Annotated in this window: 24 protein-coding genes; all 24 read right to left on the reverse strand. The window is 73.1% G+C overall.

Annotated elements, in window-relative coordinates; translation table 11 throughout:
- Nucleotides 1-22: 22 nt before the first annotated feature.
- Entirely contained in the window at nt 23-262 is a 240-nt protein-coding gene (gene csrA, locus Q6348_RS02690) for a carbon storage regulator CsrA (protein WP_304599794.1), read from the reverse strand.
- A 49-nt stretch (nt 263-311) separates the two neighbouring features.
- Nucleotides 312-1,646: a hypothetical protein gene (locus Q6348_RS02695; RefSeq protein WP_304599795.1), complete on the reverse strand. Its 1,335-nt coding sequence runs from the start codon at nt 1,644-1,646 to the stop codon at nt 312-314.
- A complete protein-coding gene (locus tag Q6348_RS02700; protein ID WP_304599796.1) occupies nt 1,624-3,681 on the reverse strand; it encodes a flagellar biosynthesis protein FlhA in 2,058 nt (685 codons plus the stop codon). The genes Q6348_RS02695 and Q6348_RS02700 overlap by 23 nt, the downstream gene beginning before the upstream one ends.
- A gap of 46 nt (nt 3,682-3,727) precedes the next feature.
- Nucleotides 3,728-4,843 (reverse strand): EscU/YscU/HrcU family type III secretion system export apparatus switch protein, encoded by a 1,116-nt coding sequence (locus Q6348_RS02705; protein WP_304599797.1) that lies wholly within the window; start codon nt 4,841-4,843, stop codon nt 3,728-3,730.
- Nucleotides 4,840-5,631 (reverse strand): flagellar biosynthetic protein FliR, encoded by a 792-nt coding sequence (locus tag Q6348_RS02710; RefSeq protein ID WP_434062042.1) that lies wholly within the window; start codon nt 5,629-5,631, stop codon nt 4,840-4,842. Before Q6348_RS02710 ends, Q6348_RS02705 begins: the two co-directional genes overlap by 4 nt.
- Nucleotides 5,632-5,634: 3 nt before the next feature.
- Nucleotides 5,635-5,907 carry a flagellar biosynthesis protein FliQ gene (gene fliQ, locus Q6348_RS02715; RefSeq protein ID WP_304599798.1) on the reverse strand — a complete coding sequence of 91 codons (273 nt, stop codon included), beginning with the start codon at nt 5,905-5,907 and terminating at the stop codon, nt 5,635-5,637.
- Complete coding sequence (gene fliP / locus Q6348_RS02720; RefSeq protein ID WP_304599799.1) at nt 5,907-6,761, reverse strand: flagellar type III secretion system pore protein FliP; 855 nt, start codon at nt 6,759-6,761, stop codon at nt 5,907-5,909. Before fliP ends, fliQ begins: the two co-directional genes overlap by 1 nt.
- Nucleotides 6,758-7,312 carry a flagellar biosynthetic protein FliO gene (gene fliO, locus Q6348_RS02725; protein ID WP_304599800.1) on the reverse strand — a complete coding sequence of 185 codons (555 nt, stop codon included), beginning with the start codon at nt 7,310-7,312 and terminating at the stop codon, nt 6,758-6,760. Before fliO ends, fliP begins: the two co-directional genes overlap by 4 nt.
- A complete protein-coding gene (fliN, locus tag Q6348_RS02730; RefSeq protein ID WP_304599801.1) occupies nt 7,312-8,037 on the reverse strand; it encodes a flagellar motor switch protein FliN in 726 nt (241 codons plus the stop codon). Before fliN ends, fliO begins: the two co-directional genes overlap by 1 nt.
- Nucleotides 8,038-8,045: 8 nt before the next feature.
- Nucleotides 8,046-8,969, reverse strand: coding sequence for a FliM/FliN family flagellar motor switch protein (locus Q6348_RS02735; RefSeq protein ID WP_304599802.1), 924 nt, complete (start codon nt 8,967-8,969; stop codon nt 8,046-8,048).
- Nucleotides 8,970-9,213: 244 nt separating this feature from the next.
- Nucleotides 9,214-9,738 carry a flagellar basal body-associated FliL family protein gene (locus tag Q6348_RS02740; protein WP_304599803.1) on the reverse strand — a complete coding sequence of 175 codons (525 nt, stop codon included), beginning with the start codon at nt 9,736-9,738 and terminating at the stop codon, nt 9,214-9,216.
- Nucleotides 9,739-9,743: 5 nt separating this feature from the next.
- Entirely contained in the window at nt 9,744-10,631 is an 888-nt protein-coding gene (locus Q6348_RS02745; protein WP_304599804.1) for an OmpA/MotB family protein, read from the reverse strand.
- Nucleotides 10,628-11,392 (reverse strand): motility protein A, encoded by a 765-nt coding sequence (locus Q6348_RS02750; protein WP_304599805.1) that lies wholly within the window; start codon nt 11,390-11,392, stop codon nt 10,628-10,630. Before Q6348_RS02750 ends, Q6348_RS02745 begins: the two co-directional genes overlap by 4 nt.
- Complete coding sequence (locus Q6348_RS02755; RefSeq protein ID WP_350339634.1) at nt 11,392-11,685, reverse strand: flagellar FlbD family protein; 294 nt, start codon at nt 11,683-11,685, stop codon at nt 11,392-11,394. Before Q6348_RS02755 ends, Q6348_RS02750 begins: the two co-directional genes overlap by 1 nt.
- 194 nt (nt 11,686-11,879) lie before the next feature.
- Entirely contained in the window at nt 11,880-12,827 is a 948-nt protein-coding gene (locus tag Q6348_RS02760; RefSeq protein WP_304599806.1) for a type IV toxin-antitoxin system AbiEi family antitoxin domain-containing protein, read from the reverse strand.
- A gap of 219 nt (nt 12,828-13,046) precedes the next feature.
- Nucleotides 13,047-14,222, reverse strand: a complete 1,176-nt coding sequence (locus Q6348_RS02765; protein ID WP_304599807.1) for a flagellar hook protein FlgE — start codon at nt 14,220-14,222, stop codon at nt 13,047-13,049.
- 27 nt (nt 14,223-14,249) lie between these two features.
- Nucleotides 14,250-14,741 carry a flagellar hook assembly protein FlgD gene (locus Q6348_RS02770; RefSeq protein ID WP_304599808.1) on the reverse strand — a complete coding sequence of 164 codons (492 nt, stop codon included), beginning with the start codon at nt 14,739-14,741 and terminating at the stop codon, nt 14,250-14,252.
- Between the two features lie 9 nt (nt 14,742-14,750).
- Nucleotides 14,751-16,232 carry a flagellar hook-length control protein FliK gene (locus Q6348_RS02775; RefSeq protein WP_304599809.1) on the reverse strand — a complete coding sequence of 494 codons (1,482 nt, stop codon included), beginning with the start codon at nt 16,230-16,232 and terminating at the stop codon, nt 14,751-14,753.
- A 101-nt stretch (nt 16,233-16,333) separates the two neighbouring features.
- A complete protein-coding gene (locus Q6348_RS02780) occupies nt 16,334-16,774 on the reverse strand; it encodes a flagellar FliJ family protein (RefSeq protein WP_304599810.1) in 441 nt (146 codons plus the stop codon).
- The gene (locus tag Q6348_RS02785; RefSeq protein WP_434062043.1) at nt 16,774-18,126 is read right to left on the reverse strand and encodes a FliI/YscN family ATPase; all 1,353 of its coding nucleotides are present in this window, start codon (nt 18,124-18,126) and stop codon (nt 16,774-16,776) included. The genes Q6348_RS02780 and Q6348_RS02785 overlap by 1 nt, the downstream gene beginning before the upstream one ends.
- On the reverse strand, nt 18,123-18,725 hold the full coding sequence (locus Q6348_RS02790) for a FliH/SctL family protein (RefSeq protein ID WP_304599811.1): 603 nt from the start codon (nt 18,723-18,725) through the stop codon (nt 18,123-18,125). Before Q6348_RS02790 ends, Q6348_RS02785 begins: the two co-directional genes overlap by 4 nt.
- The gene (fliG, locus tag Q6348_RS02795; protein ID WP_304599812.1) at nt 18,715-19,728 is read right to left on the reverse strand and encodes a flagellar motor switch protein FliG; all 1,014 of its coding nucleotides are present in this window, start codon (nt 19,726-19,728) and stop codon (nt 18,715-18,717) included. The genes Q6348_RS02790 and fliG overlap by 11 nt, the downstream gene beginning before the upstream one ends.
- A complete protein-coding gene (gene fliF / locus Q6348_RS02800) occupies nt 19,728-21,341 on the reverse strand; it encodes a flagellar basal-body MS-ring/collar protein FliF (protein ID WP_304599813.1) in 1,614 nt (537 codons plus the stop codon). Before fliF ends, fliG begins: the two co-directional genes overlap by 1 nt.
- The gene (gene fliE, locus Q6348_RS02805; RefSeq protein ID WP_304599814.1) at nt 21,341-21,655 is read right to left on the reverse strand and encodes a flagellar hook-basal body complex protein FliE; all 315 of its coding nucleotides are present in this window, start codon (nt 21,653-21,655) and stop codon (nt 21,341-21,343) included. The genes fliF and fliE overlap by 1 nt, the downstream gene beginning before the upstream one ends.

A 21,655-nucleotide genomic window follows, 5' to 3' on the forward strand; every position in this document is an offset into this window, starting at 1 on the left:
TGCCGCAACCCGGCGGCGTCGCTCAGGTCGTCGGCGGCCGCAGCGCTCGAAGTGACTCCACCGTCGCCTCGTCGCCCCCGGAGCGGGCGGCTTCCTCGTTGGCCCGCTTGACGGCCTCGAGGACCTCGGCCCGGTTCACCCGGACCGACCGGGGCGCGTCGATCCCGATGCGGACCCCGTCGCTGCGCACGTCGATCACGGTGATGACGATGTCGTCACCGATGATCAGGCGCTCACCGACGCGGCGCGACAGGACCAGCATGCACGGGAGACTATCTGCTCAGGTGCGTGACGTCGCCGTTCGCGCCCGATCAGTCCCAGCGGGCGTCGTCCGCGAGACGCTCGCCGAGGACCGCCGCCCACACCACGGGGGAGGCGGGCAGGCCGTCGAGCCAGCCCACCGGGACGCCGAGGTTGAGCACCGTGCCGGGCGCCTGGGCGTCGAACGTGTGGGCCGCGGCCACCGCGTCGAACGGCCTGCGGGCCCCCACGGCGCGCAGCCACCGCCGGATCTGCACGCCGCGCAGCCGCGCGTCGACCGCCGCCCACGCCTCGTCCGGTGCGAGCGAGTCCAGCAGCAGAGCGCCCGCAGCCGTGCCCGCGACTCCGAGGGCGACCACGAGCGGAGCGTCCTGCGGGACGCGCTCACGCAGCCGGCCGGCCGCCGCCGTCGTCTGGACGCGGCGCCCGTGCCCCGGCAGGGCGTCGACCTCGCCTGCCAGCACCACGTCGTGGGGGGCCAGCCCGGCGCGCTGCGCCATCTGCGTCGCGGTCCGCACCGCGAGCTCGGCAGGCCCGGCCACCACCACCATGGTGCCAGGCACGAGGTGCGTGCCCCGGGGCCGGTCGAAGGTCCGCACCAGGCCGGAGAGTGGGACGTCGGCGTTCGGGTCGAACGCAGCGAGCAGCCGGGTCGGGATTCCGAGCTCGAGCAGCGCCGCGACGCTCGCCCCGGGCCGGACCTCGTCCGGGACGGTCGGACCCGCGTCCCAGGTCTCGGCGGCGTCGGAGGGTCCGGCCCCGGCGGTCTCACCGGGACCGGGCTCCGGGGGCGAGGAGGGCGCGGAGGCGGCTGCGGAGCCTCCTGGCCGGGCGATCCGGGGGGGCGCAGGCGCCGGGGCCCAGGCAGGACCCGGGTCGACCCGCTCGGCGCTGCCCGACCCGGTCCCCGCGTCGGGCGTAGCCGGCCCGGTCCCCGCGTCGGGCGTGGCCGGCCCGGTCCCTGCGTCGGGCGTAGCCGGAGCGGCCGGCGCGTCGGAGGCTGCCGGCGCGTCGGCCTGCGGCTCGGCCGTGATGCGCTGGACCGAGGCGAGCACCTCGGCGAAGGCAGACCCGGCCGTGGAGACCCGGGGGTCGGCCTCAACCGCGTCGGCGGCCGCGAGCAGGGCGTCGAGCCCGACCGGCTCGGCCGTTGTTCCGGTGGGGCGGTGCGCCTGCTCGGGTGCGGGGCGGGCGCGAGTACCTCGCCGCGGCTTGTCGGGCACCTCGACCGTCAGCTCGTAGTGCTCGCGTGCGAAGAACCCGGCGATGCCGCCCGTCCGGACACGCTCGGCACGCACGATCTGGGCGTCCGGGCCCATCTCGTCCCGGACCCGGAGCATGAGGGAACGCAGATCCTGCCCGTCAAGCAGCAATCGCGTGGACATCGGTCACCACACCCACCGTCTCGATCCGCAGCCCCGCCCCCGTCACCTCGCTGTAGGACAGCACAGGAAGGGTGGGAAGCGACAGCACCACGGTACGGCGCAGCGCGGGACGCAGGGCGGGGGCGCACACCAGGACCGCCTGACGGCCCCCGGACTCCGCCTGAGAGACCTGGGTGCGCAGCGAGGACAGCAGGCTGTCGACCCGCGCGGGGGGGAGCAGCAGCTGCGCGCCGCCGTCCGCCGGCCTGATCGCCTCGACCAGGCTGTGCTCGAGCGTCGGGTCCAGGGTGATCACCCGCAGCACCCCGTCGCTCGCGTACGGCGCGGCGAGCGCCGGACCAAGACCGCCCCGGGCGGCCTCCACCAGGCCCTCGGGGTCCGTGGAGACCTTGGCGCGCAGGGTCAGGGCCTCGTAGATCCGGCCCAGGTCCCGCACGGGGACGCGCTCGACCAGCAGTCCCTGCAGGACACGCTGCACCTCGCCCAGGGTCAGGAGGTTGGGCACCAGCTCGTCCACCACGGAGGGGTTGACCTGCTTGACGCCCTCGGTGAGCACCCGCACGTCCTCGCGGGACAGCAGCCGCGGCGCGTGCGCGTCCACGATCGCACCCAGGTGGGTGATGAGCACGGAGACCCGGTCCACCACGGTGGCGCCCACCAGCTCCGCGGAGTGCCGCAGCTCGGCCGGGATCCACTTGCCCGCCAGCCCGAAGACCGGCTCGACCACCGAGGTCCCCGGTAGCCCGTCGAGGCTGTCGCCCAGCGCGAGCAGCCGGCCGGACGGCGCCTCGCCGCGACCCACCTCGACGCCGGAAATCTTGACCACGTACGTCGAGTGCGGCAGGTCCACGGAGTCCCTGGTGCGCACCGGGGGGACCACCACGCCCAGCTCGAGCGCGATCTTGCGGCGCAGTCCGCGGACCCGGGCGAGGAGGTCACCGTCCCCGCCGCCGCCGACCAGGTCCACCAGGTCGGGCGCGAGGAGGATCTCCAGCGCCGGGACCCGCATCTGCTCGATCAGCTGCTCGGGGCTGTCCGAGGACGGCGTGGTGGCGACCTCGAGCTCCTGGGACTGCGCGGCAGCCGTCTCCCTGGCCTTGGCCGCCTTGATCCGCTGCGCAACGATCAGGAGCAGGCTGCCGACCAGCACGAACGGCACCTTGGGCATGCCCGGCACGATGGCGAGCCCGATCGCCGCCGCACCTGCGATCAGCAGCGCGGTGCGGCTCTGGGTCAGCTGGGAGCTCGCTGCGGTCCCCATGTCCGACTCGGCCGTCGCCCGCGTCACGATCAGACCGGTGGACACCGACATCAGCAGGGCCGGGATCTGGGAGACCAGGCCGTCGCCCACGGTCAGCAGGCTGAAGCGGTTGATCGCGTCGCCCGCGGACATGCCCATCTGGAGCATGCCGACCGCGAAGCCACCCAGCAGGTTGATGACCGTGATGATGATCCCCGCGATCGCGTCGCCCTTGACGAACTTGGAGCCGCCGTCCATCGCCCCGTAGAAGTCGGCCTCGGCGGCGACCTCCTTGCGGCGCCGACGGGCCTCGTCCTCGTCGATGAGGCCCGAGTTGAGGTCCGCGTCGATGGCCATCTGCTTGCCGGGCATCGCGTCGAGGGTGAACCGGGCGCCGACCTCGGCCACCCGCCCGGCACCGTTCGTGATCACCGCGAACTGGATGACCACCAGGATGAGGAAGATCACCAGGCCGATCACGAGCGAGCCGCCCACCACGTAGTGCCCGAACGCGTCGATCACGTGGCCGGCGTAGCCGTCCTTGAGGACCAGGCGGGTCGAGGCCACGTTCAGCCCCAGCCGGAACAGCGTGAGCACCAGCAGCAGGGACGGGAACACCGAGAAGTCCAGCGGCTTGGTGACGTACATGCTGGTCAGCAGCACCACGAGGGACAAGGCGATGTTGGTGACGATGAGGACGTCGAGCACGTAGGCCGGCAGCGGCACCACGAGAAGCAGCACGATGCCGACCACGCCTGCGGGCACGGACAGCTGGGTGAGGTTGGTGAGCTTCATCGTCGGGCTCCTGGGTCGAGGGCCGGGCTGGTGAGGCGGGCGGTGGTCATGCGGCCACCGCCCCGTCGAGCGTGGTCGGGCCGCCCGGGGCTCGGTGGATGCCCTGGGCGGAGCCGCGGCGGCGCAGCGCCATGACGAAGGCGAGCACCCGCGCGACGGCGACGTACAGGTGCGCCGGGATCTCGTGGCCGATCTCGCACGCCGCGTGCAGGGCCCGCGCGAGCGGCACGTCCTCGACCATCGGGACCCGCTTGTCCGCGGCCTCCTTGCGGATGCGCGCCGCCACGTGGCCGGCACCCTTGGCGACCACCTTCGGGGCGCCGCTTCCCGGCTGGTAACGCAGCGCGACGGCGACGTGCGTGGGGTTGACCAGGACGACGTCGGCGTCCGCTACTGACGCGATCATCCGGTTGCGGCTCATGGCGAGCTGCCTCGACCGGATCTGACCCTTGACCAGCGGGTCACCGTCGGACTGCTTCTGCTCGTCCTTGATCTCCTTCTTGGACATCCGGGTCTTCTTGCGGTTCCGCTTGGCGATGACGAACACGTCGAACGCCGCGAGCACGAGACCCGCCAGGACGGCGGTGCGCACCAGGCCCGAGACGCCGCCGGACGCGGCAGTCAGTACCGAGGACAACGAGTGCGTGCCGGAGCCGAGCATGAGCGGCACCATGCCCTGGACCACCGACCAGAGCACCGCGCCGATCGCCGCGGTCTTCAGCGCGGCCTTGGCGCCCTGCCACAGGGACTGCATCCCGAACACCCGCTTGGCGCCCTTGGCGATGTTGAACTGCTCGAACTTCGGCTTGAGGCGCTTGCCCGAGACGTGCACGCCGCCCTGCGCCGCGGAAGCCACCACCGCCGCGAGGACGACCGCCCCGAGCAGCGGCGCCAGGGTCGAGATGATCGATCCCAGCCCGTCGCTCAGCGCCTTCGTCGCCGACCCCACGTCCGGGTTCGCGATCACGTCCCGAACCGTCTCGAGCTGGCGCCGGCCGGCGCTCGACGCCGAGGACGCCACCATCGGCAGCACGAGGGCGCCGACCCCCACGCCGAGCCAGGCGGACAGGTCCTGCGACTTCTGCAGCGCACCGTCCCGCCGCAGCTCCTTCATCCGCTTCGGGGTGGCCTTCTCGGTGCGCTCCTGAGCGTCGTTGCTCACCGGCCCACCCCCATGAGGTCGGACACCGAGGTGTCGGTGAGCGCCTCGACCACGTGCGGCAGGGCCAGGTAGGCCGTGACGCCCAAGGTCAGGGTGAGCAGGATCTTCAGCGGGAAGCCCAGCGCGAAGGCGTTCAGCGCCGGGGCGACCCTGGTCAGCAGGCCCAGGCCCACGTCGGCCAGGAAGAGCACTGCGATCAGCGGGCCGGCGATCTGCAGCGCGGACACGAACAGCTGCGTCACCCCCGTCGTCAGGGCGTGGGCGAGGACCGACAGGTCCAGCCCGGCCCCCAGGGGCAGCGCGTCGAACGTGCGCGCCAGGCCCGCGAGCACCACCTGGTACGCGTTCGACGCGAACAGGAGTGCCAGCGTGGTCAGCTGGTAGAGGCGGGACCACTGCGCGCCGGAGGTCATGGACATCGGGTCGAACGCACTGGCGAGCTGGAAGCCGCCGAACAGGTCGATCGCGGCCCCCGCGGCCTGCACGGCCGCGAACACCATCGCGACGACGAACCCGAGCGCGGCCCCGGTCACGACCTGGAGCACCACGTCGCCCAGGAAGGTCGCGGTCCCCGACGCGATCTCGGTGCCGGCCGGCGCGCCCGCCGCTGCCGCCGCACGCGCCGCCCGGGGCGCCATCGCGAGAGCGAGGCCCATCGCAAGCATGGCCTTGACGGTGCCCGGCACCGCGCGGTGCGCAAACGGCGGGGCGATCACCAGGAACGCCGCGATCCGCACCCCGGCGAGCATGACGACCTCGACGGTGGCCAGCGGGAAGACGAGCTGCACGGCTCAGCCCCCCAGCAGGGTCGGGATCCGGCCGAACATCTGGGTGGTGAAGGACACCACCTCGCCGATCATCCAGTGCCCCGCGATCAGCAACGCGATCGCCACCGCGATCGCCTTCGGCACGAACGACAGCGTCACCTCCTGCACCTGCGTGATCGACTGCAGCAGGGAGACCGCGAAGCCCACCACGAGCGCGGTGATGAGGATGGGCGCGGCGAGCTTGCCCGCCAGGATCAGTGCCTGGAGACCGATGTCGAGAACGGCGGAGGTGTCCATCAGCCGAAGCTCCCCAGCAGCGACGTGACGACCAGGCCCCAGCCGTCCACCAGCACGAACAGCAGCAGCTTGAACGGCAGCGACACCATCACCGGCGGCAGCATCATCATGCCCATGCTCATCAGGGACGCCGAGACGACCAGGTCGATGACCAGGAACGGCACGAAGATCACGAACCCGATGAGGAACGCCGACCGCAGCTCGGAGAGCATGAACGCCGGGATCAGGGTGGTCATCTCCACGTCGGCGGGCGTGTCCGGGTTCGGCCGGTCCGCGGCCCGCTCGATCAGGGCGATGTCCGACTCGCGGGTCTGCCCGAGCATGAAGGTCCGCAGCGGACCCTGACCGACGTCGACGGCCTCGGAGAACGTCATCTCACCGTGCAGGTAGGGCTGCACCGCGGTCGAGTTCACCTCGCTGAGCACGGGAGCCATCACGAACAGGGACAGGAAGAGCGCGAGCCCGGCGATCACCTGGTTGGGGGGCACGCCCTGCAGCCCCAGCGCGTTCCGGGTCAGGGCGAGGACGACGAAGATCTTGGTGAAGCCCGTCATCATCAGCAGCAGCGACGGCGCCACCGACAGCAGGGTGATGGTCAGCAGGACCACGACGGGGCTGCTGGGCTGGCCGTCGATGCCGTTGATGTCCACGCTCACGGTCGGGCCAGGCGCGCTCGGGTCTGCCGGCGCGGTCGGCGCGGCGGGATCCGTGGGCGGCGCGGCGGCGTAGGCGACCTGCGTGCTCAGGACGGCGAAGCCGATCGCGAGCAGCAGGATGAGGCCGAGCACCGTCAGGCTCGGGCGCCGTCGTGCGGCGGAGGGCCGCCCGGGGCGAGCGACCTGCTGGGCAGTCAACGCCGGATGGTCCGTTCCTGCACCGCAGCCACCGCCTGACGCCAGGTGGCCGGCGCCAGGATCGATCCCTCGAGGGGGCTGCGGGGCGTGGGAACCGCGGGCGTCCGTGCCGCGGGGGTCGACGGGTGGATGGCGCGCGCGGCGGGCCGCGTGCTGGACGCTCTCGACGACGTCGCGAGCGCGAGGACGGACGTGGCCGGCTCGTCGTCGGTGACGTCGTCCGCGAGGACCTCGTCGAGGTCGACCAGCCGTGCGAGGTCGGCGGGGTCGATCTCGGTGCGCGCGTCGGGCTCGACGTCCTGGACCGCGGTGAGCTCGGTGAGCAGCGAGACCCCCTGGTCGGTGACCCCCAGCAGGAGCCGGCGGCCCTCGACCTCGACCACCGTGACGCCCGCGTGCCGGCCCAGGCTCTGCCGGCCGACCACGCGCACGGTCGCGGCCTTGATGCGCGTGCCGCCGGAGGTCTTGCGGGCCAGCCACCACAGCAGGCCGAGCACGACCGCCAGCGCGAGCAGCACGCGCAGGCCGAGGACGAGTCCGGAGGAATCCATCAGGAGGCGCTCTCCGTGACGATCTCGGTGATCCGGATGCCGTAGTCCTCGTCCACGACGACGACCTCACCGCGAGCGACGAGGCGGCCGTTGACCAGGACGTCGGCGGGGGCCCCGGCCGCGCGGTCCAGCTCGAGGATCGTGCCGGGCACCAGGTCCAGCACCTGGCGGACCGGGAGCTTGGTGCGCCCGATCTCCGCCGTGAGCGTCATCTCGACGTCGTGCAGCAGGCGCATGCCGTACGAGTCGGCGCGCGAGCCGGCGGCGGGGGCGGCGGCGGGGGCGGCGTCGCGCTGGTGCGGGACGTCGGAGACCGTCTGACGGATCCGCAGACCGAACCACGCGACGGCGGTGCCCAAGGTGTCCACGAGGGCGAAGGTGCGCACGTCGGGCGCCGCGAGCGCGTCGGCGACCGGGGCTTCGACGGCCTCGTCGAGCACGCCCGTCCCGAGGGTCCGGCCCGCGGCCTCCAGCGCAGGCCGCACGGCGTCGGCCAGCGAGAGGCCGACGGCCGTGGCCAGCGCCGCCGCGACCGCCTCCCCGGCGACGGCGACCAGGTCGGCGCTCGTGGCGCCCACGAACCCGGCTCGCACGGAGGCGGCGTCGGGCTCCGGCATCCCGGCCTGGGTCGCGTCGACGACCTCGAGCGGAACCGGCGAGGGCAGCGCGGTGGCGAACGCCTGGGCGGCCGCCTCGGCGGTCGCGACGTCGGTGGGGACGGACATGGTGCTCCTCAGTGCTCCTTGCGGTCTGCGGCCACGACCAGGCAGGCCAGCCGCTTGCCGTTGCTCCCGATGGCCGCCTTGGCCAGCACGACGTCGTCCACGACGACGTCCAGCGGCGTGTCGGACCGGTGCTGCAGCCCGATGACGTCGCCGACCTGCAGCTCGCCGATCTCGTCGGTGGTCACCGTCAGCGGCTGGAACCGCACGGCGACGCCCACCGGGACGTCGCGTACCTGGGCGGACAGCGCACGGACCGCCGCGTCGTGGTCGCGCAGCTCGTCGGGTGTGCGCGCATCCGTGCCGTCGGCTTCACGCAGCGCGGCGAGCACCGCGTCGGCGGGCAGCATCAAGGTGGCCTCGTCGTGCCGGTTGCCCAGCTCGATGACGAACGTGGCGACCAGCACCGTCTCCTGGGCGGCGGCGGCCTGGACGAACTGCGGTGCGTACTGCACCGACTTCGCGGTGAGCTCGAGGCGGGTGACGGACGTGAACGCGTAGGCCAGCTCGTGCAGGCCGGTCTGCACCAGCTCACGCAGCAGCTGCCACTCGATCTCTGTCATCTCGCGGTCGGCGGGACCGATGGGCTGGCCCGGGCCGCCGAGCAGGTAGTCGACCCAGACCATCCCCGCGTCGACGGGAAGCTGCAGCACGCCCGTGGCGCGAGCCGGCTCCACGCCGCACAGGATCATCAGGCTGGTCGACGGGAGCGGCCGGATGTACTCGTCATAGGTGCGCAGCTCGACCCCGTCCAGGGCGATCTGGGCGACCACGCGGGTGCGGGACGTCAGCAGCGTGCCCCACTGGCGCGCGAAGGTCTCCATCGCGACTTCGAGGATCCGCGCGTGCTCGCGCGCGAGCGTCATGGGACGCCGGAAGTCGTAGAGCTCCGGCTCCGCCGAACGCTGGCGGCGCTTCGCAGGGGCTGCGTTCACGCGCTGCCCATCGGCCGGTTGCGGGCAGGCATGAGGCGTCGCGAGCCACAGGTTCGGCGCAGGCGTCGAATCACCCGGCAAGGTGCCCCACCGGCGTACCGTCGGGGCGGGACCGGTCACGGTGGACCGGTGATCGGACCCGGGCGTCGTGCCCGGTAGCGGGCCCGGGCCTCCTGCCCGGGACGTGGGTGGCCGACCGGTGGGGCCGGCCGCGCGAGGGCCGCTCAGCCCCCGCGCGTCGTCGTCACTGCGTGACGAAGTCCGTGAAGTAGACGTCCATCACCTCGCCCTCGTAGGCGTGCTCGAGCTCGGCGCGCAGCTCCGCCTTCAGGGCAGCGCGCTTGGCGACGTCGTTGACCGCGTCGAGCGGCTTCTGGGAGAACAGCGCGATCGCGAGGTCCAGGGCCTTGGCGGTCTCGGGGTCCTGGTGGACGCTGTCGGTGAGCTGTAGCGCGATGCCCAGTCGCAGGTAGTGCCCACCGGCCAGGTTGATGCTCACCGAGTCGATGACGAGCACCTTCCCCGGCTTGTACGTGGGAGCCGCCGATGCGGCCGGCGTCCCGTGCGCGGAGGCTCCGGCGGACTTCGGCTTCAGGACGAACCAGTAGCCGGCGCCGGCCGCGAGCAGCACCACGACGAGGATGATCGCGATCAGCGCCTTCTTGCCCTTCTTGGCGGGCACCTCGTCGGCGCCACCGGCCACGGCGCCGGATCCGCCCTTGGCACCGATCTTCTTCTTGTCGGAGACCACGCGCGTCTCGGTAGCCATCGGTGTCACCCCTTCTTCGCTGCGATCTCGGGCAGGTACTTGCGGATCTCGTCCGAGACCGAGGTCAGGATCACGAGGTCCACCCTGCGGTTGGCGCTGTTCGGGTCGCCGTGGTCGTGGGAGACCGGTCGCTGGTCGCTGAAGCCGGTCGCGGAGATTCGGGCGCCCGGCACGCCGCCCGTCTCGACCAGGCGGCGCAGGACCTTGACGGCGCGGTCGGCGGAGAGCTCCCAGTTGGTCGCGTAGAGGCGCCCGTCGGTCGGGTTGGAGTTGGTGTGGCCCTCGACCGAGAGCTCGTCGCCGATGCCGCGCAGCACGGGGGCCATCGAGTCGAGCACCGCCTGGGCGGTCGCTGTGAGGGTGGCCGAGCCCTCGGAGAAGAACACGTCGTCCGCCTTGAGACCGACGACCAGGCCGCGGGCAGTGACCTGGTAGGACACCCGGTCGCTCAGTCCCTCCTTGGCGAGCCGGGCGGCGATCGCGTCGGCGATCGTGGACAGCCGGCCGTACTCGGTGACGGCCAGGTCGTAGTTCTTCTGCTCCTGCGTCAGGTCGGTGGTCGGGGTGGGCGGCTGGGTGGCCTGGGCGTCCACGACCGACGACGTGAAGTCCGGGGAGATCTGATACGTGTCCAGGCCGCTGAGCACGCCGCTGCCGCCGGCCATCATGGACGGCGCCTTGTGCCCGAAGCCGATCGCCAGGGACTGCTTGAGCTGCTCGAACTTGATCACGTCGACCTTGCTCATCGCGAACAGCACGATGAACAGGCCCACGAGCACCGTCATCATGTCGGCGTAGGAGACCGCCCACCGTTCGTGGTTCTCGTGCTCCTCATGCTCCTCGCGCTTCGTGCGGGAGCGCCCGTGGCTGCCGTGTCCGTGGCCGGAGCTCATGCGGCCTCCTTGACGGTGCCGGGCGGCATGAGGCTGCGCAGCCGCTGCCCGACCAGCCGCGGGTTGGCACCGGCCTGGATGGCCAGCAGGCCCTCGACGGCCATCTCCATGTGCGCGACCTCGAGCTCCGAGACGCGCGCGATCCGGGAGGAGATCGGCAACCAGATCAGGTTGGCGGTCAGCAGGCCCCACAGGGTCGCGACGAACGCAGAGCCGATCATCTCGCCGAGCTGCTCGGGGTTGGACAGGTTGCCGAGCACGTGCACCAGGGCCACGACGGTGCCGATGATGCCGATCGTCGGCGCGTAGCCGCCCATGTTCGAGAAGAACTTGGCGCTGACCTTGTCGGCCGCCTTCTTGGACTGGATCTTGGCCTCGAGCATGTCCCGCAGGTCGTCCGGGTCGGTCCCGTCGATGGCCGACTGCAGGCCCTCGCGCAGGAACTCGTCCTCGACGCCCCTGGCCGCCTCCTCGAGGGCCAGCAGACCCTCACGACGAGCCTTGTCCGCGAGCTTGACGATCGCATCGACCGTCTCGTCGCCGTCCGGGAACTTGTACATCAGCCAGGTGTTCAGGCTCTTGACCGTGCGGAGCACGTCCTTGATGGTGCTGCTGGCCAGGCCGGCACCGATCGTGCCCCCGAGCACGAGCACCATGGGCGGGATGAGGATCACCGAGGTGGGGCTGGATCCCTCGAGGATGATCGAGAGGATCACCATGCCGAACGCGAGCGCGATCCCTGCGAAGGTTGCCGGATCCATCAGTCACCGTCCGGCACGGGGCTCAATCCGCGGGAGCCGGGCCGGAGCTCGGTCACGGCGGCGACCTGCTCCGCGTCGGACTCGTGGGCGAGGACCATGGTCTGGGCCACGACGCGCGCGCGGTAGGCGACGACGAGCTCGGTGACCTCCTCCATCGACTCCGCGACGATGTACTTCGTCCCGTCGATGAGGGTCAGGATCGTGTCCGGGGTGCTCTCCACACGTTGGAGCAGGTCCGGGTTCACCGCGAAGCGCGGTCCGTTGAGTCGCGTGACGACGATCATCGTGTCCATCCCTGGTCTGCATCCGGGCCCTTCCATGAGCCCTTCGGAGGTCTGATCGGCCGGGGGGCGCGACCCCTGAGGGTTTGCCGACGGCCGCCTTGGCGCCCCACGCCCCACCACGCCCCACGCCCCACGCCCCACGCCCCCACGCCCCCACGCCCCCAGAGCGTGAAGCGATTCCGTCGGATAGCGACGGTTTCGCTTCACCCCCTGCCCACGCCGCAGCCAGCGCCGCACGGGTGAGGGGTGCCCGCCCAGCCACGCGCCGCGAGCGCGGTAGCGACCTGGGCCGCGGTCCGGCACGGGGCGACGGCCACGTGTCGCCAGCGGTACCGCAGCGTCAGGTCGCCACGGGCGATCAATACGGCGTTGTCCCGCCAGACGTCGGCGTCGCGGCGTGCTGCTGCGTGCCAGAGGGCACCGTCGAGTTCGACAACGACGCCGAAGTCGCGATAGCGCGTGTCAGCACGGACCCACTGGCCGTCGACGACGTCACGCACCTGGAGGTCGGCGGTCGGCAGCCGGTGACGCCGCTCGACGTCGCGGTGGTACCGCAGCTCGAGGGGCGACTCGACGCCTGCCTCCGCGAGCCCGCACAGCTCGAGGGCCAGAGCGCGCCCGCGGACCGTCGGCCGATCCAGGAGCGCCTCACGGACCTGCGCAGGCGGGGCACCGGCCCGCGAGGCGTCCGTGAGGAGCCCGACGACGTCGTCCGTCGAGTCCGCCCCCGCGATCAGGTCCACGATCGTGTGGACCAGCTCGACCGTGCGCAGGCGGCCGAACGCGGGGGGCATCGGTTCCCGGCGGTAGATCCGAACCCCGGCCGAGGGGCGCACGGCGCGCGAGCGCGGGATGCTGAGCTCGATCGGCCGCGGCGGACGGTCGAGCATCTCGTGGCGATAGGCCGCGCTCCGGTGGCTCAGCGCAGCCCCGGCACCCGCGTACAGGAGCGCTGCTCGCGCCGAGGCCTGCCAGCCCACGGGTCCGCTGAACGTCGCCAGCACTCCGTGGTGCAGGCGCTGCCAGTGGCCGGCACGAACCCGCCGGTCGAGCCACGAGCCCGAGAAGCCAAGGCTGAGCGCCTGCCCCGTCGTCACGACGCCGTCCTGCCGAGCCGCCAGCCTCGCCAGCGCGTCGTCCGTCCTCGCCACCCCCCGAGCCAACCGCCGTTCGCCGGATCGCGGGGGTGCCTGTGGACAACGCGCCCCGGAGCGTGCAGCAAGAGCGTCGGATAGCGACGGTTTCGCTGCACCCTTCGCAGCCGAGGCATGGGCGGGTGGGGGTGCGATCGCACGGCGCAAGCACGGCCCGGCACCCGGGTCTCGGGTGCCGGGCCGGCGTCCGTGGCGCGCGGCCTGCGGCTGCGCAGGTCAGCGCTTGAGGTTGACGAGCTCCTGGAGGACCTCGTCGGACGTGGTGATCACGCGGGAGTTCGCCTGGAAGCCGCGCTGGGCGATGATGAGGCTGGTGAACTCGGCCGAGAGGTCGACGTTGGACATCTCCAGGGCGCCGCCCGTGAGGGTGCCGCGGCCGTTCGACCCCGGCGTCCCCACCTGCGCCGCGCCGGAGTTGACCGTGGTCCGGTAGCTCGACCCCCCGGCCTTCTCCAGGCCGCCCGGGTTCGAGAACGCCGCGAGCGCGATCCGGCCGATGGGCTGCTTGAGGCCGTTCGAGAACGAGCCGAGCAGCGTGCCGTCGGCCCCGATGGTGAACGACTGGAGCGTGCCCGCGGCACGGCCGTCCTGGGTCTTGGACTCCACGGAGGTGATGCCGGCGTAGCCGGTCAGGGTGGACAGGTCCACCGTCATCCCACCGGCCAGCGCCAGGGTGCCCCCGGACGCGAGCGTGCCGTCGGCGTTGAACGTGAGCGAGCCGGTGCCGGCGTCCGCGCCGGTCGCGGCCACGTCCCACCCCGCAGCCGTCCGGGTGAAGGCCAGGTTGAGCTGTGCCTTGTTGCCGGCCGCGTCGTAGGTGTCGATGGACCGGTTGAGCACCGTGCCGGCCGGCGCGTCGGCAGGGAGGTTGCCCTCGAACGAGGCGTTCAGCGTCGGCGCCGCCCCCATGAGCGTGGCGATCGGCAGCCGCAGGTCCGTCAGGGGACCGTTCGTGTCGACGGCGCCCGCAGCGTCGGCCGCCCAGCCCTGCACCAGCCCACCCTCCGGGGTCACCAGCTGACCGTTGGCGTCGAAGCTGAACGACCCGGCTCGGGTGTAGAGCGTCTCCGTGCCCGAGCGGACCGCGAAGAACCCGTCACCGGAGATCATCATGTCGGTCGAGCGGTTGGTGAGCTGGGCCGCCCCCTGCTGGAAGTTGGTCGCGATGCCCGCGGTGCGCACGCCGAGACCGATCTGCGCGGGGTTGGTGCCGCCGGTGCCGTTCTGCGGGGCGCCGGCGGCGGCGACCAGCTGCGACAGCGTGTCGGAGAACATCGCCTGCGACGACTTGTAGCCCGTGGTGTTGACGTTCGCGATGTTGTTGCCCGTGACGTCGAGCATCGTCTGGTGCGCGCGCAGGCCGCTGATGCCGGAGAAGAGCGAGCGGAGCATGTCAGTTCCCTTCGATGGTGGCCGGCGTCAGGCGGCCGGGGTGGAGGTCTGGGTGTCGGAGGAGCCCGAGGAGCTCGAGCCGGACGTGGACTCCGGTGCGACGGTGCCGATCGAGCGCACTGAGTCCAGCGGCACCGTGGCGTCGCCCACGGTCACCATGGGGGTCTTCCCCGCGAACGAGACACCGGAGGCGACATCGGTGTGCGTCACACCGTCGGAGTCCGTGTAGCTCACCTGCTGGCCCACGAGGCCGGTCGCGGCGATCCTCATCTGCAGCGCGAAGCTCTCGCGCGTCGTGTCCGCCAGGGTGGTGAGCTGCTCCATGGAGGCCAGCTGGGTGGACTGCGCCATCATCTCGTTCGTGTCGAGCGGCGACGACGGATCCTGGTTCTTCAGCTGGGCGACCAGCAGGGTGAGGAAGCTCTGCTGGTCCATCTGGGTCTTGGGCGCAGCGGCCGGCGTGGAGCCGGCGTAGAGGCTCGTGCTCGCCGAGGTCGCGGCGGTGGCGCCGTCGATCATGGACGTCTCCTAGAGCTCGAGGTCGAGGCCGCCGAGGGAGCGGCCGGGGCGGATGGTGGCGACGCGCGGTGCGCCGACGGGGATCGGCTCCCGGCGCGGGGCGCCGAAGCCCCGCGACTCGGCACCGGCACCGCCCCCGGAGTGGTCGCCGAGGTCGAGATCGGCGGACATCCCGGTGGCGGCCAGGTCGCGACGCAGGTCGGGAAGGGCCTGCCGCAGCGCGTTCCGGGCCTGGTCGGTGGCTCCGAGGAGCTCGATGCGCACGCCGTCGTGCGCGATGTGCGCCACCACGCGCACCGGGCCGATGCTGTCCGGCTCGACACGCATCGTGAGCACGTGGTCTCCGAGCGGCGCGGTGCGCAGGGCGCCCAGCCGGACACCGAGCTGGTCGGCCAGCGGCGGCGGGATGGCCGCGCCGGCGGGCGGTGCCGCCGGTGCGGTGGCCGGCGGCTGGGTCGTCGGCTGCACGTGCTGCACGGGTGCCGCCGCCTGGACCTGGGTCGCGTCCGGCTGCACCGGCCCCTGCGGTGTCGACGGCACGGGCTGCTGTCCGGGGACCTGCGGCCCCGGGGCCTGGGCGGGCGCGGCCTGCTGGGTCGGCACGGCCGCTCCGTCGGCGCCGGAGGTCGAGTCATGGTGCTGGGCGGCGACGGGGTGGCCGGGGCCGCCCGTCGGCGCCGCGTCTCCCGGACCGGCCGCGGCCTGCCCGACGGCCTTGTCCTGCGCCCCGACGCCCGGGTTCGGGCCGGGTGCGCCCTGGGTCGCCGGGGCCTGGGTCGCCGAAGCCTGGGTCGCCACGGTCTGGGTCGCCGAGGCCTGGGTCGCGCCGTGGGTCGCCGAAGCCTGGGTCGCCGCGGTCTGGGTCGCCGCGCCATGGGTCGCCACGGTCTGGGTCGCCGCGCCATGGGTCGCCGCGGCCGGTACCGACGTCCCCGTCCCGGCAGCCGACGCGTGTCCGGCTGCCGCCGGGACCGCAGCCGCCGCCGCGCCGGCGGCACCTGCCTTGCCGGCGGTCGGCGTTCCGGCCGTCACGGCGGACGTGCCCGAGCCGACCTTCGAGCCCGCCGCGACGCTCGTGCCACTCCCGGCGGAGGCAACCGCGGCGCCACTCGCGGCACCCGCCAAGGTCGCCGCGGCAGCGCGGACCACATCCGCACCCTGCACCGTCGCCCCGACCTGGGTCGGGACCGCCGTCGCCCCGGCCTCGGAGCCGTGCTCCGGGTGGGTGCCCGCACCGTCGGACGAGCCGCCCGCCGCGTCGCCGTGCTTCGCGTCCTTGGAGGCACCGTGGGCCGAGCCGTGCGCCTGGTCCGTCCGCGACCGGTTCGCGGGCTCGTCGGCCCCCGAGCCGGCCGCCTTGTCGGGCGCGTGCTTCGGGCCCCGGTCGGCACGATCCGTGGCCGGTCCGCGGGTGTCGCCACGCGGTCCCTGCACCGCGTGCGCGGCGCTCGGCGGGTCGTCGTGCGTCCGACCGCCGTGGTCGGCGCTCATCGCGGCCATGGTCGCGTCGAACGCCCCGGGGTCACCGGCGGGCGCCGGCGTGCGCGGGGCGCGAGGGGGGGCCGCCGCCGGGGCGGCTCCGCACGTGGCGATCATCGATCCTCCTGGTCGGTCAGGTCGTCCGGGCGGCGCCGGGCCGCGGCCTCGTCGAGCGCCTGCTGCTCGACCCGCTCGTCGTCGGCCCGCACCAGCTCCTCGTGACGTTCGGCGAGCTTGTCGAGCATCGAGACCTTCGTGCGCGACACGGTCCACGCGTCGGCCGCGAGCTCCGCACGACGGGACGCGACGTCGAGCGCGACCGTCGCCTCGTCCACCAGCCCCACGAGAGCCGCGCGGGCCGCGACGGCGCTGCGCCAGACCAGCTCGTCGCCGTGCCGGGGGAACACCGTCCCCGCCATCAACGAGCCGAGCTCGTCGCGCTCCTCCTCGGCCTGCCGCGCCGACGCGTTCGCGCGGGCCAGATCGGCCGCGGCCTGCTCCTCCTGGAGCCGGCGGAGCCGCAGCAGGCCGGCCAGCCGGAATCGGCGCTGCATCAGCGGCCTCCCATCGCGGCGACGAGCCGGTCGAGTCGCGCCCACGAGTCCCCGGCGTCGGCGATCTCGTCCATGCCCTGGCGCAGGAACGCGTCGATCGCGTCGGCGTTCGCCACGGCGGCGTCGACCAGGGGGTTGCTGCCGGCGACGTAGGCACCCACGTCCAGCAGGTCCTGCGCGCGACGGCGAGCGGCCAGCACCTGGCGCAGGCGGACGGCGAGCTCACGCTGCGCAGGCGCCGTGACGCGGGAGGCCACCCGGGAGACGGACCCGAGCACGTCCACCGAGGGGAAGTGCCCGGCGGTGGCCAGCTCGCGGGTGAGAACCACGTGCCCGTCCAGGATCGACCGGGCCGCGTCGGCGATCGGCTCGTTGTGGTCGTCGCCGTCCACCAGCACCGTGTAGATCCCGGTGACCGAACCGCGCTCCGCGGTGCCGGCGCGCTCCAGGAGCTGGGCGAGCAGCGAGAACGTGGACGGCGGGTAGCCGCGGGTGGCGGGGGGCTCGCCCACCGAGAGGCCGATCTCCCGCTGAGCCATCGCGACGCGGGTCAACGAGTCCATCATCAGTACGACGTCACGACCCGCGGAGCGGAACTCCTCCGCGATGCGGGTGGCGACGTACGCGGCGCGCAGTCGCACGAGCGGTGGCTCGTCGGACGTCGCCACGACGACCACGGACCGGGCGAGGCCCTCGGGGCCGAGGTCGTCCTCGAGGAACTCGCGCACCTCACGTCCGCGTTCGCCGACGAGCGCGATCACGGACACCTCCGCCTCCGTGCCGCGGGCGATCATGGACAGCAGGCTCGACTTGCCGACCCCGGAGCCGGCGAACAGGCCGATGCGCTGTCCGCGGCCGACGGTGGTCATGGTGTCCAGGGCGCGCACACCCAGGCTCAGCGGGGTGTCCACCCGGGCGCGTGCCAGCGCGCTCGGCGCCTGACCGGTGATCGGCTCGCGGCGGGCGGTGGCCAGCGGCCCCAGCCCGTCGGCCGGACGTCCGAGGCCGTCGAGCACCCGGCCCAGCAGCCCGTCGCCCACCGGTGCCGTCAGGGCGCGCCCCGTGCCGCGGACGGGCAGGCCGGTCCGCAACCCGTGCACCGCCCCCAAAGGCATGCAGCGCAGCGTCGTCGCGGTCGAGGCGACCACCTCGACCGGCACGGACGCGCCCGGCTCACCGACCTCGAGCATGTCGCCCACCGCTCCGGACAGGCCCGTGACGTCCACGGAGAGCCCCACCACGGCCTGCACGCGGCCCACCCGCTCGGGCGCGGCGACAGCGCAGGCACGGTCCAGCGCGCCGGCGCCGAGCACGGCGTCGAGCAGGGAGCGCGACGGTGCGAGGAGGCTCACGAGTCCTCCCCCAGCAGCGCACGCCGTGCGCGATCCAACGCGGTGGCGACCTGGGCGTCCAGGAAGCCGTCGGCCAGCTCGCTGACGGCGTCGCCCGCAGCGACCCGCGGGTCCGCGACCAGAGTCACGTCCTCGGGAAGGGCGACGCCGGCGGCCAGCAGCGCCGCATGGTCGGCCGGCGCGAGGCGCACGGCCTGAACGCCCAGCGAGGGCTCGGCGGACAGCGCGCGGTCCAGTGCGGCCCGCGCCGACGTGGGACCGTCCGAGAGCTCGCGGCCCAGCACGGCCTCGGCGAGCTCGAGCGCCGCGTGGGCGAGCACCCGCCGCGCGTCGGTCACCACCGGGATCACGCGGTCGTCGGCTGCCCGGGCGGCCAGGCTCAGCCGCTGGACCGCGGCCCGGACCTCGTCGTCGCGACGCTGCTCGGCCGCCTGGTGCTCGGCCGTCAGCCGAGCGCGGACCTGCTCGCCCTGCTCGGCGGCCACGCGCGCACCCGCCGCCCAGCCGGCGGCATACCCGGCCGCGCGCTCCTGCTCGCGCGTTCCGCGGGAAGCCGCCGCGAGCGGCGCGAGGCGGAAGCTGGTGGCGTCAGGAGACATACTCGTCCTCGCCCTCGCGGCGGATGACGATCTGGCCGGTCTCCTCGAGCTGGCGGATCGCCTGCACGACGGAGGCCCGCGCCTCCTCCACGACGGACATCCGCACCGGACCGAGCAGGTCGATCTCCTCGACGAGGTTCTCCCGCGCGCGCTCGGACAGGTTGGCCAGGATCTTGTCCCGGACCTCGTCCGACGCACCCTTGAGGGCGGTGGCGAGCGAGGACATCTCCACGCCGCGCAGCACGAGCTGGATGGCCCGGTCCTCGAGCATGGTGATGTCCGCGAACACGAACATCCGGCTGCGGACCTCCTCCGCGAGGTCCTTGTCCCGCTGCTCGAGGCCCTCGAGGATCGCCTTCTCCGTGGTGGGGTCGGCACGGTTGATGATCTCGACCAGGGGCTGCACGCCGCCGATCGCCGACGCCTCGGTGGGTGTGAGCACCGCAGAGGCCTTGCGCTGCAGGGTCTCGGCGACCACGCTCACCACGTCCGGCGAGGCGCGCTCCATCAACGCGATCCGGTGCGCGACCTCGGCCTGCACGTCCGGCGGCAGACCGGTCATGATCTGCGAGGCGTGCTCGGCGCGCAGGTGCGCCATCACGAGGGCGATGGTCTGCGGGTGCTCGCCGTTGAGCAGGCCGACGATCTGGCGTGCGTCGGCGTACTGCAGGAACTCGAACGGCTGTCCCTGGAGCGAGGACGCCAGGCGCTCGATCATGTCGGCTGCCCGATCCCGGCCCACCGACGCCTCGAGGAGCTGCTGGGCGAACGTCAGGCCGCCGCGGCCCACCAGCCCGCGCGGGCCCATCGAGGCCTTGTAGAACTCCTCGATCACGGACTCCGCGGCGCTCGCGTCGATGCGCTCGAGCCGCGCGATCTCGGTGGTCAGCTCCTCGATCTCGGACTCGTCGAGCTGGGCCATCACGCGGGCCGCCTGCTCCTTGCCGAGCTGGACCAGCAGCAGCGCAGCCTTCTGGGTGCCCGTCATCAGGGCCGCGGACATCACGACCTCCCTGCCGTGAGCCAGCCGCGCAGGACCTCGGCGACCTCGGCCGGCTGCTCGGCGGCCATGGCCAGGACGTCGTCGCGCTTCGAGTCGGGAACCACCGGGGCCTGCGGGAGGGCCCGTGCCTCGCCGGCCGCCTCGAGCGCCTCGGCCTTGGCCGCCTCGAGCAGCTGAAGGTCGCCGAGGTCGATGGCCTCGCGCCTGGTCTGCCGGCTGCGCCGCATGCCCATGACGATCAGCAGGATCAGCGAGATCAGTACGACGCCCGCGATCGCCCCGGTCTTGACGAGCTCGGTCTGCCGGTCTGCCGTCGCCTGCTTGTCGGCCGCGGCGAGCGCCTGCTGCGCCTGGGCGGCCGCGGTGGTGTCGAACGGCATCTGGGTGACCGAGACGACGTCGCCGCGGGTGGTGTCCACGCCGGCTGCGGCCGCGATGGACGTCTGCAGGTCGGTCAGGTTCAGGCCGGTGAGCTTGTCGGACACGATCACGGAGACGGACTGGCGACGGACGGTGCCCGGTGCCGTGACCATCTTCTCCGTCACCTTGTTGAGCGGGTTGTTCACCGTCGCCGACTCCTTGTGATAGGTGCCGGAGCTCCCCGTGCCGGTCGCTGTGCCGGTCCCCGTGCCCGTCGCCGACCCCGTGCCGGTGCTCGGGGTGGTCACGGCGCCGGTCTGGCCGAGCACGCCGCCGACGACCTGGCCGTTCCCGGCGTAGTCCTCGACGGTGGTGGAGGAGTTGATGGGCGGCAGGGTCGGGCTCGGCGCCGAGTAGGACTCGGTGGTCCGCTGGGTCTGGTCGAAGTTGAGGTCCGCCGTGACGCTGACGACGGCGTTGCCCGGGCCGAGCACCGTGTCCAGCATCTGCTGGACGCTGTCCTGGACGCGCGCCTCGTAGTCCGAGACCTGACCGTTCTGCAGCACGCTGCCGCCCTCGCCGCCCACCGCGGACAGCACGTGCCCGGCCGCGTCCACCACGGAGACGTCGGACGGCTTCATGTTCTCGATGCCGGCGGAGACCAGGTGCACGATGGACTGGACCTGGTCGGCCCCGAGCGTCGCGCCGGGGGCGGTCTTGACGAACACCGACGCCGTCGGGTCGGACGTCGTGGACACGAACACGCTCTTCTCCGGCAGCGCCAGGTGCACCGACGCGGTCGTCACGCCGTCGATCGCCGCGATCGTCTTGGCCAGCTCGCCCTCGAGCGCGCGCTGGTAGGTCACCTGCTGCTGGAACTCCGAGGAGGTCATGCCCATCGAGTCCAGCAGCGAGTAGCCGCCGCCGTCGGAGCCGGTGGGCAGGCCCGCCGCCGCGGCCGAGAGCCGCAGCTGGTAGACCTGGTTGGCCGGCACCATGATCGTCGAGCCGCCGTCGGTGAGCTGGTAGCTCACGCCCTTGGAGGTGAGCTGATCCACGATCGCGGACGCGTCCGACGCGGACAGGTTGGCGAACAAGGGCGCCATCGTCGGCTTGGACAGCCACGCGGACAGCGCGAGGCCCCCGAGCAGCAGCACGGCCACGCCGATCACGGCAAGGGTGCGCTGCGCGACGGAGAACTCCCGCGCGGTCCTGGTGAGGCGGCCCAGCAGGCCGCTGATCGGGGCGGGCATCAGGCCTGCATCCTCATGATCTCGGTGAACGCCTCGATGGCCTTGTTGCGCAACGCGCTGGTCAGCTCCATCGCCACCGACGCCTCGGAGGCCGCGATGGTGTAGTCGTGGATGTCGTTCAGGTCACCCGTGACCGCCTTGACGGCGAGGCCGTCGGCCGTGGACTGCATCGCCTGCAGGTGGTCCACCTGACCGGCCAGGGTGCCGCCGAACACGGCTCCCGACGTCGGGTCGGTCGGGGTCGTCGCGGTGGCGCCCCCGACTGCCCCCGGGCCCGGCAGACCGCCGAGCGCACCGATCGCCTGGATGCTCAT

The organism is Actinotalea lenta (assembly GCF_030586465.1).
Lineage (GTDB): Bacteria > Actinomycetota > Actinomycetes > Actinomycetales > Cellulomonadaceae > Actinotalea > Actinotalea lenta.

Coding starts and splice junctions, on each gene's coding strand:
- csrA (WP_304599794.1), bottom strand. CDS start 262: ATGCTGGTCCTGTCGCGCCGCGTCGGTGAGCGCCTGATCATCGGTGAC.
- Q6348_RS02695 (WP_304599795.1), bottom strand. CDS start 1,646: ATGTCCACGCGATTGCTGCTTGACGGGCAGGATCTGCGTTCCCTCATG.
- Q6348_RS02700 (WP_304599796.1), bottom strand. CDS start 3,681: ATGAAGCTCACCAACCTCACCCAGCTGTCCGTGCCCGCAGGCGTGGTC.
- fliQ (WP_304599798.1), bottom strand. CDS start 5,907: ATGGACACCTCCGCCGTTCTCGACATCGGTCTCCAGGCACTGATCCTG.
- fliO (WP_304599800.1), bottom strand. CDS start 7,312: ATGGATTCCTCCGGACTCGTCCTCGGCCTGCGCGTGCTGCTCGCGCTG.
- fliN (WP_304599801.1), bottom strand. CDS start 8,037: ATGTCCGTCCCCACCGACGTCGCGACCGCCGAGGCGGCCGCCCAGGCG.
- Q6348_RS02740 (WP_304599803.1), bottom strand. CDS start 9,738: ATGGCTACCGAGACGCGCGTGGTCTCCGACAAGAAGAAGATCGGTGCC.
- Q6348_RS02745 (WP_304599804.1), bottom strand. CDS start 10,631: ATGAGCTCCGGCCACGGACACGGCAGCCACGGGCGCTCCCGCACGAAG.
- Q6348_RS02750 (WP_304599805.1), bottom strand. CDS start 11,392: ATGGATCCGGCAACCTTCGCAGGGATCGCGCTCGCGTTCGGCATGGTG.
- Q6348_RS02755 (WP_350339634.1), bottom strand. CDS start 11,685: ATGGACACGATGATCGTCGTCACGCGACTCAACGGACCGCGCTTCGCG.
- Q6348_RS02765 (WP_304599807.1), bottom strand. CDS start 14,222: ATGCTCCGCTCGCTCTTCTCCGGCATCAGCGGCCTGCGCGCGCACCAG.
- Q6348_RS02770 (WP_304599808.1), bottom strand. CDS start 14,741: ATGATCGACGGCGCCACCGCCGCGACCTCGGCGAGCACGAGCCTCTAC.
- Q6348_RS02775 (WP_304599809.1), bottom strand. CDS start 16,232: ATGAGCGCCGACCACGGCGGTCGGACGCACGACGACCCGCCGAGCGCC.
- Q6348_RS02780 (WP_304599810.1), bottom strand. CDS start 16,774: ATGCAGCGCCGATTCCGGCTGGCCGGCCTGCTGCGGCTCCGCCGGCTC.
- Q6348_RS02790 (WP_304599811.1), bottom strand. CDS start 18,725: ATGTCTCCTGACGCCACCAGCTTCCGCCTCGCGCCGCTCGCGGCGGCT.
- fliG (WP_304599812.1), bottom strand. CDS start 19,728: ATGTCCGCGGCCCTGATGACGGGCACCCAGAAGGCTGCGCTGCTGCTG.
- fliF (WP_304599813.1), bottom strand. CDS start 21,341: ATGCCCGCCCCGATCAGCGGCCTGCTGGGCCGCCTCACCAGGACCGCG.
- fliE (WP_304599814.1), bottom strand. CDS start 21,655: ATGAGCATCCAGGCGATCGGTGCGCTCGGCGGTCTGCCGGGCCCGGGG.